Below are 13,280 nucleotides of genomic sequence, written 5' to 3'. Positions count from 1 at the left end.
ATTTTTTTTCTATTTGATAGGAAGTAACACAAAAAAATGAAGAAAAAGATAAAACCTAAAAAAGTGAGAGATAGGAGCGCTAATAAAATACCATCTAAAATCTCCATTCTCTATTTCCTTTCGTTTTTGTTCTTCCTTTTTTTATTTTGTTGTTTTTGACTCGTTCTTTTTTTCTTGTTCTTCATCCGAATCAGTAAAAATATCAATAAAGCGAGTAACAGAACAGTAGCAATAATCAAGCCCACTAACAACCAATTTACACCAGAATCTTGAGTCAAAGTTAAATCTTGTTCATTAAATTTTTCTGCTTCATCATTCGAAATGGTGAAGGTCTTTTCCCATTCCCACCGTCCACCAGAGAGTGTTGTGACTAGAATTTTTGCTTTATAATCCCCTGACATCATCTTTTCACCGTTCATAGGTACTGGAAAATTGATGGTTGTGTTAGGAGCCATCCGCATCTTTGTTTTTTTCGTTTCATAGATAACTGACTCTGAATTTTTCTTCATGATTGTTACTTCAGTTGTCATATCGTTAACATAAATTGGGGTGACATTAGAAAAATTTACAAATATCGCATTTCTGTAATTGCTTAATTCCGGATAGATTTTATTAAATTCCAGCTTAGGTTCAATATTTTTGGAGTCAGAATTACTCAACAACATACCTGTCAGATAGGCAAACTTATTTATAATCATCCCTTTATTCTCTTTTTTAATATCTTGGTCTTTCTCTTGTAATTGAATCCCACCTGAAATATAGCCTTCAAAAGCTTCCTCCGGCATTTTTATATTCAAATCTAGCATCGTTTCACTTTTAGGAGCCAATGTAACTTCTTTGGGTGCTTCTACAATAGTTGAAAAATCATACTTTAAAGAACTATCATTAGGAATATTATTGGGGCCATATTCAATCACTCCATTACTATTTGTTTTCGCACTATTCAATGCCACACCTAAAACAATTTGTTCTTCAGAAGTATTTTTTAATTTCATTTGTACCATTTGCTTTTGTCCAGGATTCAAATGTAAATCAAAATATCCTACTTCTTTGTTCTGTTGGTTTTCTGGTTGAATGACTTCAAAGGCAAATCCCTCCACTCCCAGTTTTTTTTCTGATTCAGCTTTTGCCTTAACAGAAAAAAATAGGCAAAACCCAACTATGTATACGATCATCATAAAATAAGCTATTCTTTTTTTATTCACTAGAATCCTTCTTTCTTTTTAAAGAATAAGGTCGAGATAAAAGCATTTAGCCTTGAAAGCTAAGTCCTTAAGTTCTTACTATTTTAGCATTTAGAGCTTGATAGGATTTGGAACAAAGTATAGGGGATGCTTTCTTCTCGCCGATTATTCAGATTTAAAGAGCGAAACAAAACTGATTTTTAGTTTTGTTCCACTCTCTGATACAACGAATCCTGAGAGAACTATTTTGCGTCAGCAATTGACCATGTAATCTCAGCCTGATATTCACCTGTTCTTAAAATCGTGCTTCCAGGAACTTCTAAAGAGACTCCTTTATACTTGCCTGCCGCTGCACTTGCATTTTCATTGGTATCAAACATTAATTCGAAAACACCAAAACCTTTTCCTACTTCTTTGTTCTCTACAAATGTTTGTTCCACATCAAACACTAACGGAGTTACAGCTTTTACTGTAGCTGCAGATGGTAAAGTTGACTTGTTTGTTCCTGTTACTAAAGAAATATTTTTGTAATCCAATGTAGCACCACTTAAAGTTGTGCCTTTTGTTGCATTTGAAAATTGTTTTGTCATTTTTGCAGAAATAGTAAAATAGTTGTTTGTCGTATCGGCGCGAACGTCTTGGAAACGAACAAAATGGGCAGTTTTCACGGGTTCTTTTTTATCGTCTTTGCCGGTAGTAGTTGCAAATGGTAAAGCTTCATATGATTTATTAGAATCATTTGAAATAATATTATGAGAATCAAAATCCATATCTGTGACAGATACAATTTTCAATGCTAAGGGATCTGTATTTTGTGATGGCTCATTTAATTCTGGCCCCGTTGATTCTCCTGGTTTGTTATTCGACGGATTTGTTGTTAAGTCTTGAGTAAATGTCACTTTTCCTTTTCCTGTTACGCTTGGTGCTGCTTTTGAAATACTCGGTAAGGCTAGACCTACTGCTGCTGTAGCTAATAAGGCAACTCCTACTAATTTTTGTGAATTTTTCATGTTTAATTCCTCCAATTTTTTTCATTCATTTATTTATGGTAGCTCGGATAATATCCAAGTTATCACCGTTTGATAGGTTACTAAATCTTTTTTTGTTGCTCCTGGAATCGATAAACTCAATGCTGTATTTTCATAGATTGGTTTATTTTCAAAATTACTATCGACGACGGGATTGCCTTTGCTATCCAATTTAGGGACTAGAGTATTTTTCATTTTTTGAGAGTTATCATTTGTAGCACCGAAAATAATTGCCCAAGTCCCCTCGCCTGTTCCTTTTTTAGCTTCAGCCAAATTATAAGTTTCTCCGATTCGGTTCATTTGAATCACTTCTTTTGAAACTAAAGGTGCTGTTGAAGAACTCGTAGAATTAGCCCACGACTTGTCTAACGATATAACCGCTCCTTTTAGTTCTTTGTTTATTGTGCCTTCATTTCTAAATTGTGTTTCTTGACGAACCTGTAAGGTCCAACCGCCTCCAGTCGCACGATAATCCGATAATTGAATATAATTCCCTCGCACTCCAGTATTTCCATGAAACAATTGAGCATTACCATAGTAAACTTGATCTGTTTTCACTCTCTTCACTTTCCAAAATTCGAATTTAGGAACATAATCTATTCTTAAATCGCCTGTCGTATAAGGACTTCCTCCTGGATCTGCACTTTCTCCTGGGTGTTCTGGATCGATTACCTGCCTAGGATAAGTACCTTGAAATTCAATTAATCCTTCCCCCGGTACTGAGGATGTCGCCTGTACAGAATCAGAAAATAGTATAGAAAATAATATGCAAACTCCAAAACTAACAGAAAGCAGTTGGACTTTTTTACTCATTTTTTTGATTCCTCCGTTTTCTATAAAAGAGGAATAACAACAGTAAAAGAATTAACACTCCAATTCCACCTAAACTGTTTCGAACAACTTCACCTGTTGCCGGTAATTTTCCTTTTGGCTTTTGGATAGTTGGTTCATTAGAAGTCTGTGTGGTTTTTTCCTCAAAAAAAGCAATCTCGCCATTTGTTTGAACCGCTCCACCATTTTCTTCCGCAAATGCGTAACATGATAAGGAGAAGGCACTATAAAGAAAACATAAAATAAGAACAATCCGTCTTTTTCTGTTTATTCCTTTCATAATCAACGCTCCTTTCATTAGGGGGTGAATCCTAGTTTCCATAAAATAGTCGCTTGATATTCACCAAGTTTTCGAATACTTCCCGCTGGAATATTTAATTGCAATCCCGATTTCCCGTTGTCCCAACTATCGCTTATGTTGTATGAGCCTGGGCTTTGATGCTGATGAACAACAATCGGCACTGCTTTCCCTTCCTCTAAAAGGAGCGTCTCCCCTCCATCTACTTTATACTGAAGCGCTTTTGGTAAAATTTTACTTGGATCTACTTGATTTTTAAAAGGATCTTCAACCGTTGCCGTCATCGTCCATTGACTAAGAGTTCCTCGGTTATCCCAAACTTTTAAAGGATTGTCATAGGTTGGCTTCTCTATTTTTTGGTCAAACAAACCAATTTTTTTAATTCCAAAATCGATTGAAGTTGGCGCTGACTCTAAAAACAGTGTCCCTTCAAATTTATATTGAACTGTCGTCCCTGCCGCTTCAACTAGAACAGCCTCTTCATCTGTTGGACGATGGTTAACCAGATACTTCTTATTAATTATTTCTGTGATAACATCCGTAATCGTTTTTTCTTTTGTTAAATCAACAGTTTTACCAATCATTCCTTCAATTAGAACGGGTTCATGTAAAGCTGTTCCTTTTTCATTTATGAATTGTACAGTTATATTAGCAAAACGGTTAATCACAGTGACTGAGATAGTTTTCACTAGGTCGTCTGCTAAACTAGAATCAGCTTTTTTCACTGTAAAAGTTACTTGATAGACACCTGCTGCAGAATTGATAGTCAATCCACCCAAATCTGTCAGCTGAATTTTATTAGTCAGTTCTGTGTAAACTCCATCAACAATTTTTTGAGCAGTTGGACTGCTTTGTTCAAAAATATACTCTTTTAATTTTTTTTCTGTCATGTTAGAAAGCACATCTGTTCCAATTTCAATATCTTTTCCGTCAATGCTATTCGTTGTTTCATGAACAATCAATTTCGATGTTATGGTTGTCTTATTTTTGGCATTATCAAATAAATCTACTTTTACTTCATGCTCACCAACTATATCCAACATTTTTTTTATGTCTTCTTGTGAATTCGCTGCTGCATAGGCATAAGTAAAATTTTGAGGAACTGGATTGGTATCTGTCGGGTTTTTTATGAATCCTTTGGGATCAGGAACAGCTGCTCCTTTCCCAGAGTGATAGTCCCTAGGTTCTCCTTTGGGTGGTGTAACATCTAATACGACTTGAGCTGCTAAGCCTGTTTTGCCATTTAAAAATGAGTAGGCTCGAATTTTTGTCCCAGCAGATAGTCGCCTTCCTGCTAGAAGTGTATAAGAATAGTTTCCAGATGAATCTGCTTTAATAGTAAAATTATCAGTGAATGCTGTCGAACTAGAAGAAGTTACTGGACTCTTCACTTTATTTTCACTTTGGGGAAGAACACTCTCTACAGAACTGTTGATTGGAACATCTGTTAGACGAACATATGCACCTGGATTCGTTGTTCCATAAATAGTCATTGAATTCGCTAATGTTACATCATCGGTTGCCGTACTTAAAATACTGATATTCACATCTGGTATATATTCAAAAAGGACTCGCTGAACATTTTTAGTAGTAAAGCTATTTCTAAAACTATCTACGTTGTCTTGGGTCAGCGATGAGGCTGATTCAATGGTTGGGGTTAGCCCAGCATATCTCAGTAAAATCCCATACATTGGTGTCCAGCTATAAAGAGGAGTCTTACCAAAATTATCTTTATTCCAAAGACTAACTTTTTGAATACTAATGTCTAGCTTTCCACCTGAACCAGCAATACTTACCAGTCCATTATTGATTGAAGAGCCACTAATAGCAGCAGTGCGCTGAAGATCCACTTGTTTTGCATCAGCAAATTGAAATACTGAACCTGAATTGTTAAAATCTAGTAGCGTTTGATTTATTGAACTACTATCACTTTTTATGTTCAGCGTGCCTTTTTTCCCAACAATAAAACTTGCAGTTCCAGCAACATAAACAATATCAGTGCTCGATGCACCCATGTTTGTTGCCGTTACATCTAAAACGCCTTCTTCATCTACAAAAAGTGACGAGTTCGCGTTCATATAGATAATATTTCTGTTATTCGCTGACCAACTACTTGTATGTCCATCAGAATGTACAAATAGCTTTGATCCTTTACCAATCACTAAATTACTATTATTCGCTGCTAAAGAAATCGCTGCATATTGAGGCTTGGGTGTTAAATTAACTTCAGCTCCATCTTCCAAAGTAATATTGCCACCAGCAATATAGAGGTTTGTTTGATTTGCATCAAACTCACCAGTTAAGTCATTTTGAGACGCATTAACTGTCATTTTTGAATTTTTTTTCATTACGAAGTTACCACCTGAAACAAGATGGATGTTTCCCCCCCTTAATGAACTCATACTAAAGGTTGCATCCTCAGCAACTGTTACATTGGACACATACAGATTAATTTGAGTGTCACCATCTGTATTCCATTGTCTAAAAGGCGAGGTATAAGTCGACACTTGTAATGTTGATGTTTTTCCTTCAATAAAAACATCTGTATAAGGCGAGTGAATCAATTGACTACCAGAATTAATTACGTTTTTATAAGTCATTTTTGATAATTGTTGATTTTTTTGGGACAAATCATTTAAAGTAGTAAAACCATAAATATTCCCATGAAAAATGGTTAAATTCTCCCAAGTAAGATCCCACCCCTCACTTGCTATATTTCTATCGTAATAGGTTATGCAGACTGCACCAAAATCCACTGTATTGCCGTTACCATTGATTACTACTTTTCGAGCAATTCCAGAAGGTTTCAGTCCAACATATCGGCTTGATCCAGAAACGTTAGTGGTGTCGCGATCCAGTTCATCAGTCAAATTAGCCCTAGGATTACTAGGCACTGCAAAGGATTGCGTAATATTGATTGTAGAAACAGTCGGATCTGCAAGTGCTTTAATAAATGTTTCCCAACTAAAAACATCTAGACTCCCACTTTTCGAAACAAACTGCCTTTTTTCCAGCTTAAAAGCTGGGATTTCTTTGTTTTCAACTTCAGAATCTATTGTAGAATCAATCGGTTGATCAGAAGCTCCTGTTATTTCTTCTGCATAACCAAATGAATTTATAGAAAATAGCACAGCTCCTATAAAGATGATTAAAAATAAACCTAGCAATAATTTACTTTTTTTCATTATTTTTCCCCCTTTCATTTATAAAGCATCACTATTCATATAGCATATAACCTCTAGAGCGGATCGTTTTGATGATCTCTGGATTTATTTGCTCTTTTCTCAATTTTTGCCTAACATGAAAAACTAAATTTGCTAGCCGATAAATCGTATCTTTTTGAACCGTTTCTGACCAAATCCGTTCTATTAAGTCAGCATATAAAACAGTCTGATTAGGCTCTTTTGCCAACTCTACAAACAAACGATATTCTAACCTCGTTAAATAGATTGTTCGTCCATCATCAAGACAAAAACTAAAATTCTGTTCATCTATTGTCATATTCTTAGTAATCTTTTTGGTTTTTTCAGCTTTCAATCTCTTGTTTGCTGCTTTTTGATTGGACAATAAATTCAGTGCATTACTCAAACTTAAACTCAGCTCTTCATCAAAAGCAAATTCCTTTACAATTACAAGGACTCCTAATTTCAAAAAGATCAGTCTCTCTGACGAAGACATCTCCTCTGCCATAACCCAAATCGGAATCTGAGAAATATTTCTAATGGTAACAATCTGTTCATATATTTTTGTTTTCTCTACATCATTTTTGTAGAACATAATCACTCCATCGGAAATAGAAAGTTGCTCTAATATACTTCTTTTATCAAAAAAAGAAAATTCAATTTGACGATCACAAAGCTGTTTAATGTCTGCTTTTTTTTTGGTATAATTATCAAGTACGGCTATTTTAAACACTATTTCCACTCCTGTAATTTAGTTTTAGTGACAAGACCTAATATTATCTAAAAAATGCGATCCTCTTTCTTGGTTTTAAGTAAAACAAGAAAGAACAAACGAAACGCTGATTCAACCTACTTGAAATAAAGCATTGACGGCGCCTATGACGGCGAACTAGTAATACTTTCCACCTTTATATTGGCCATTTAAATAACGTTTGTTATTTTTCGAAAAAAAAAAGGATGGAACAAAATTAAAATTCAGTTTTTTTCATCCTCCAAATCTGAAAAAACGGTGGTCAAAAGTCTGGGTCTTCAGAAATTTCCCGAAAATTACACAATCCATAAATCGTACTGTGCACTTTTCGTTCCAATTTCTCGCCCCAAAAAGACTTCTGTCTCAACCTCTTTAAAAATTTATAATAATTCTAGTTTTTGAATTGTCCTTTGCTGCTCTTCCAAAAAAGCATAAGTATAAGTATCTAAGGTCAATTTAATAGATGAATGTCCTAAAATAGCACTGATTGAAGCAATATTCCCACCTAATTCAACACAGCGAGTTGCAAAAGTATGGCGTAATGAATGAAAGGTCACGTTACTCAAACCTATAATTTGTTTAATTCTTCTAAAACGATAATTTATGGTTCTAGGCTCAACAGACCTTACACCAATAGAGATAACATAGTCACTTTTTGTTTTATTCTTCTCATTTTCAAGAAGTATTTTTATTTTTTTAGTAAGAGGAATCAACCGCACAGATGCCATTGTTTTAGGCGATGTCTCTACTAAAATGGTTCGTGAAGAAACATGCGGGTTACTAATACGTTGTTTTGTTCGACGAACATTAATCGTATTCAAAGTAAAATCAATATCTTCCCATTTTAATGCACAAATTTCGCCAATTCTCATACCCGTTTCCAAAGCTAAAAGAATCGGCAAATTTTTATCCGATTTGAGACAAACTTGCTCCACTGCTTTTTGTTCTTGCCGACTTAATGCACGTACTTTCGTCTTCTTCAAAACTGGAAGAATTGTTTGATCACATGGATTTGAATGGATGTAACCACGTTCTTTAGCAGTTTGAAAACAACTCTTGACTAAACGAAAGATAATATGAAGTGAACTTGTACTTATTTTTTCACCTAGCTCTTTTACAAAACAGTCAACATCTGAAGCTTCTATTTTCTCTAGTGGAGTATCACCTAGAACAGGAAGAATATGTTTGTGCAATTTGTTGCTATAGCTAGCATATGTACTAAGCTTTAGTTGTTCTTTTTTTATATGATTTAACCATAAGTCTGCCCAGTTCCCAAAAGTTCCAACAAAAAAGTGATTGTTTTTCTTATCAGAAAACAACCACTGCGCTTTCTGAATAATCAATTTTTCTTTTACTTCTCGATAGGTACGCGCATAGATATACCCATAGCAAAGGGCTCCATTTGTCTTTCTACCTTTTGGGTAACGTCCTTCCCAACGCCCATCCTTTCGTTTATAAATATTTTCTCCTTTAGCCAAATTAAATCAAATCCTTTCAATCATTTTGACGGCGAAATTGACGGCGAAAAAAAATGTAATAAAAAAGCTATTTAGTGTCAAATTAGAAATAAAAGTCTAAGAAATGTCTTTATTATCAAAATTTTACTATAAACCAAAAAAATCAGATAAAAAAAACAGATTTTATAGATAAAATACAGTTGTTTTTTAAAAAAAAATGGATTAAGATGGACTATATAGAATAAAAATAGAAAATATATCTTGTTTTACTTAAAAACAGGAAAGATAGATTATGCTTAATATGATGATTATCCCCCCCCTCTATCAACCTCACTGTCTTTTAAACCCCTGAACAACTCATTATTTTGACTTATACATTTAACTTTCAAAAATCATTCCTTTCCTTAATAAATAATTCCCAATGTAAAAAAAATTTTAATCAACAATATTATTATTTCTTTTTAGTTATTATATCATTTGACAAAATAAATATATGACTTAGTATATGTATATCGATAGACATATACTGAAAGGGAGATAATCATGAATAAAAATATTCTTTCAAGTTCTAAGCAAAAAGAACTACTAGTGCTCTATTCTATTATTCAAAAAAAACAAACCCTTTATTCCTTGTCAAGTGCACTAAAAACTCCTGAGCGTACGATAAAAAATTACATCCATAAGTTAAATATTGAACTTAACGAACTATTTCCAGCACATGTTTTTATTCAATCAAATACAATAGGGGAATATTCTGTAGATCCCCACTTTTCCAAAGAGAAGCTTTTAATCTTTCATCAATTGAAGTTAAAATACTTAAAGATGTCTTCTTACTTTCAATTGCTGATACTTTTAACTACAAATGTTCGATTTCCATATATAGAAGTCCTCGAAAAGTTATTTATTACTCCTTCCTATCTCAATCAAATGATACGAAGAATAAATAAATTTCTTCTTCCCTTTGAATTTCAAGTTACTAACTCAGAAGCTTGCTTAGCATTAAATGGAAAAGAACTATCAATCCGCCTGTTTAGTTTTGTCTTTTTAAACAACAATTTTAATTCTTTAGAATGGCCTTTTGAGCACCTCCCAAAAGAAGACCTATATGATTCTATTTCTCCAGAAACGCTGGATGTCATTTATGAAAAATCAAAAAGTAATATCACCTCGTTTTATTATTGGTTATCCATAACAATCATCCGTACGCAAAGTCAAAAATATTTATCTAAACCAAATGAAGAAATAGTGTCAATTATGAATCTTTTTGAAAAAAATTATGATTTCCCGAATATTACGAATTATCAATATATCTATCCTATTTCTGAAGCTGATGTTCAAAATGAGAATCTATACTTCAGTTTTTGCTTCGGTTTCTTTGTCTCCAATAGTGTCTCAGATGAAAAAAAACTAAAAATAGGGAAAATTTTACTTAAAAAACATTATTCAGCATCATACTTTTCCACCCAACTTCTCTCATCTTTAAGTAGCACTCTAGGAATTACACCTCCAGTAAATCTAAAATATCTATTTATTTATTATTTCACTGTGATTTATGTGCATTTCCAATTGTTAGGAGAAATAGTTCCCCATATTGTAAATTTGTACTTCCCAGAACCAAACTATTCAATACCAGAAAATAGACTAATCAAGTTAAAAATCATACATTTTTTTGATGATTTTTTAGCTAAATTTCTTCAAAAAAATCCTAAAATAGAAAAACAATTTTTATTTATAAAGAATTTGTACTTCAGTGAAATCTACTATAGTTTAATCTACAGATTATTATCCATGAGCAAAAAAATCCAAATTTCTATATATTTAGAAATAACAAGAGATGTCACTGGAAATTTTTATGTTGAACACCAACTAACAGACATTTTCAATACTGAGACGGTTATCATTACAAAAAACTTTCTAACTGCTGATCTAATTATTTCAGATACACTTGAACTTCCTCAAAAACATAAACAAATATTTATTTTGAGTTCTTTAAAAGATTATTATCAATGGGCAGAACTCACTCATATTATTCAAAAAATGGTGGTTAAAAAACTATTTTCTGAAGAAACTGCTTAACAATTAGTATTACAGTCCTTCATATATCTATTGACCTGTTTGCAATTACTTTTTTATATTTCTTAATAAAACTATAAACGTTAGTATTTATCTAGCAGTTTATGGTTTTTTTAGGTTCTAGAATAGAATTAACTTCCCTCAAAAAAACAAAAAGAAAGCGTTGTATTTTTCTTTTTCTTGATTTATAATGTAATTGTCAGATTGTTATAACAATAAATCATTTAAACGGAGAGTGAGAACAATGGCAATATCTTTTATCAGAATTGACGACAGAATTATTCATGGACAAGTAGTAACAAGATGGATGAGTGAACGGCCTTGCGATGGGGTTGTGGCAGTAGATGACCCTTCCGCAAATAACCCGATTTTATCCAAAGTATTAAAATCAGCAGTCCCGCAACCCTTGAAGGGTTTTGTCATGACAGTCGATAGAACGGCGTTAAAATGGAATGACATTGTTTCTAGCAAAAAAAATTATTTTCTAATTGTCAAATCACCAGAAACACTCGTTTCGCTTTACAAAGAAGGTGCTAATTTTATTTCTGAATATCCAAAATTGAACGTAGGTCCCATGAGCGCCCGAGACAATGCAAAAAAAGTTGGCCCAAATGTTGCTATCACAGAAAATGAAGCGGCTGCTTTTGATACCCTGTCACAACTTGGTATGACCATTGAATTCCAACTCGTTCCAGATTCAAAAAGCTATTCTTGGGAAAATGCAAAAATGAATTTTATTTCCTAATCCTTTTTTACTATTAGGAAGTATCAAAATAAATTTTAAGGAGAGAGTCGTATGAATGGAACGTTATTTTTACAAGCATCAGCCATCTCGCTATTGTGTTACCTTGGCGCACTCAGCACACCGTGGTTAATGGGCTTAACTGGAGGTTGGTACACACTAAGTAGACCCCTTGTCTCTGGATTCTTAATTGGAATCATTCTTGGCGATGTAACACAGGGAATCATTGTTGGAGTAGCTGTTCAAGCAGTTTATATTGCGATGGTTACACCAGGAGGACAGATGCCTGCCGATTTAAACTTCGTTGCGTATCCAGCAATTGCCTTAGCTTTATTATCAGATTCCTCAACTGAGGTAGCAGTCACCCTAGCTACAACAATCGGCGTTATTGGAACCATTGTTTTTAACTTTTATCAAGTGTCCAATTCTTTTTGGAATCACCGTGCAGTAAAAGCGATTAACGAAAACAACGACAAAGGGTTCTTTTTTAACACCGTTGTCGGGCCTCAATTAGTCAATTTTGCATTGCGCTTTATCCCTTCATTTTTAGTGATCTATTTTGGTTCTTCTTTTGCCAAACAACTACTGGATAGTATGCCTCAATATATTATGGATGTTATGGGTTACTTAGGGGGTGCGCTCCCTGCAATTGGAATTGTGATGTTGTTAACTGCAGTTGTCAAACAAAATATCATGATTTTATTTTTCCTATTCGGCTTTATATGTATCGTTTTCCTTAATTTGAATATGATTGCTTTAGCGATTGTTGCTGCTGTAGTGGCATTTATCTATTATAGTGCCGTTTCAAATGATGGTGGATCGAGTCACGGAACGCCTGCAACAATTGAGGGAGCTGTGGAAGAAGAGGAGGAGGAATTCTAATGGAAGAAAAAAAGACGTATCAATTATTAGATAAACCAACGTTAAAAAAAGCTTACAATCGCTGGATGATGCATAATTTAACGGCTATGAGTTTTGAATTTTTAGAAGCACTAGGTTTTGCCTACTCTATGCAGCCGATTGCGGATAAGTTATATAAAGAACAGCCAGATGAAAGAAAAGCTCTTTTGCAGCGTCATGCGATTTTCTATAATACAGAACCTCAGCTAGGAGCTTTAATCAATGGGATTGTTTGTGGCTTGGAAGAACAACGAGCATTAGGTCAACAAGAATTAGATGATGAATTTATCAACAGCTTGAAAGTCGGATTGATGGGCCCTGTTGCTGGAATTGGTGATTCTATGATTCCTGGAATGCTTATCCCAATTTTACTTTCTATCGGGATGGGACTTTCCGCAAATGGTAGTGTCCTAGGGCCTATTTTTTACATTCTCACTTACAATTTGATTATTTTAGCTGGTTCAAAATTTCTTTTCTTCAAGGGCTATGAATTAGGCGCTGAATCTGTTGATCTTTTTGTAGGAAAAAAAGCCCAAAAGATCACACAGGCTTTTGCTGTTTTAGGCGTAATCGTAATTGGTGGTGTCGCAGCTTCTTATGTCAATCTGTCCTTACCTGTCGTCTTAGACTTCGGTGAAGCAGTGATTGATGTACAAAAAATATTAGATGGAATTTTCCCGAAACTTTTACCATTAATGTTAGTGATTGTGTCATGGATCTTTATGTCTAAAAAAGGTGTTTCGCCACTAAAAATGATTGCTAGTTATTTTGTTTTAGCTTTTGGTGGGGTTGGAATCTCTTATCTTATTCAACTATTTTTTTAAAGGACGTGAA

The 13,280-nt window shown here is 34.0% G+C and carries 11 protein-coding genes; 4 read left to right on the top strand and 7 right to left on the bottom strand.

Annotation, left to right across the window (positions count from 1 at the left end):
- Positions 1-110 precede the first annotated feature (110 nt).
- The 7 genes from BCR26_RS09080 to BCR26_RS09050 form a co-directional block, all read right to left on the bottom strand.
- Positions 111-1,178 (bottom strand): WxLIP family cell surface protein, encoded by a 1,068-nt coding sequence (locus BCR26_RS09080; RefSeq protein WP_245341781.1) that lies wholly within the window; start codon positions 1,176-1,178, stop codon positions 111-113.
- A 248-nt stretch (positions 1,179-1,426) separates the two neighbouring features.
- Positions 1,427-2,194 carry a WxL domain-containing protein gene (locus tag BCR26_RS09075; protein ID WP_069698663.1) on the bottom strand — a complete coding sequence of 256 codons (768 nt, stop codon included), beginning with the start codon at positions 2,192-2,194 and terminating at the stop codon, positions 1,427-1,429.
- 33 nt (positions 2,195-2,227) lie between these two features.
- On the bottom strand, positions 2,228-3,025 hold the full coding sequence (locus BCR26_RS09070; RefSeq protein ID WP_069698662.1) for a WxL domain-containing protein: 798 nt from the start codon (positions 3,023-3,025) through the stop codon (positions 2,228-2,230).
- Positions 3,018-3,323, bottom strand: coding sequence for an EF2685/EF0750 family sortase-dependent surface protein (locus BCR26_RS09065; RefSeq protein ID WP_069698734.1), 306 nt, complete (start codon positions 3,321-3,323; stop codon positions 3,018-3,020). Before BCR26_RS09065 ends, BCR26_RS09070 begins: the two co-directional genes overlap by 8 nt.
- 17 nt (positions 3,324-3,340) lie before the next feature.
- Complete coding sequence (locus tag BCR26_RS09060) at positions 3,341-6,526, bottom strand: pectate lyase-like adhesive domain-containing protein (protein ID WP_069698661.1); 3,186 nt, start codon at positions 6,524-6,526, stop codon at positions 3,341-3,343.
- Positions 6,527-6,557: 31 nt separating this feature from the next.
- Positions 6,558-7,256 carry a winged helix-turn-helix domain-containing protein gene (locus BCR26_RS09055; RefSeq protein WP_069698660.1) on the bottom strand — a complete coding sequence of 233 codons (699 nt, stop codon included), beginning with the start codon at positions 7,254-7,256 and terminating at the stop codon, positions 6,558-6,560.
- 398 nt (positions 7,257-7,654) lie between these two features.
- The gene (locus BCR26_RS09050) at positions 7,655-8,752 is read right to left on the bottom strand and encodes a tyrosine-type recombinase/integrase (protein WP_069698659.1); all 1,098 of its coding nucleotides are present in this window, start codon (positions 8,750-8,752) and stop codon (positions 7,655-7,657) included.
- A 522-nt stretch (positions 8,753-9,274) separates the two neighbouring features.
- Between BCR26_RS09050 and BCR26_RS09045 the strand changes: the two genes are divergently transcribed.
- From BCR26_RS09045 to BCR26_RS09030, 4 genes are all read left to right on the top strand, one after another.
- Positions 9,275-10,807, top strand: coding sequence for a helix-turn-helix domain-containing protein (locus BCR26_RS09045; protein ID WP_069698658.1), 1,533 nt, complete (start codon positions 9,275-9,277; stop codon positions 10,805-10,807).
- A gap of 241 nt (positions 10,808-11,048) precedes the next feature.
- Positions 11,049-11,549, top strand: coding sequence for a PTS sugar transporter subunit IIB (locus BCR26_RS09040; protein WP_069698657.1), 501 nt, complete (start codon positions 11,049-11,051; stop codon positions 11,547-11,549).
- A 51-nt stretch (positions 11,550-11,600) separates the two neighbouring features.
- On the top strand, positions 11,601-12,428 hold the full coding sequence (locus BCR26_RS09035; RefSeq protein WP_069698656.1) for a PTS mannose/fructose/sorbose/N-acetylgalactosamine transporter subunit IIC: 828 nt from the start codon (positions 11,601-11,603) through the stop codon (positions 12,426-12,428).
- Positions 12,428-13,270: a PTS system mannose/fructose/sorbose family transporter subunit IID gene (locus BCR26_RS09030; RefSeq protein ID WP_069698655.1), complete on the top strand. Its 843-nt coding sequence runs from the start codon at positions 12,428-12,430 to the stop codon at positions 13,268-13,270. The genes BCR26_RS09035 and BCR26_RS09030 overlap by 1 nt, the downstream gene beginning before the upstream one ends.
- The last annotated feature ends 10 nt before the right edge of the window (positions 13,271-13,280 follow it).

The sequence above is a fragment of the Enterococcus rivorum genome (assembly GCF_001742285.1).
Lineage (GTDB): Bacteria > Bacillota > Bacilli > Lactobacillales > Enterococcaceae > Enterococcus_L > Enterococcus_L rivorum.
Note: the sequence above shows the minus strand (reverse complement) of the source record. Positions and strands in the feature narration are given on the sequence as shown.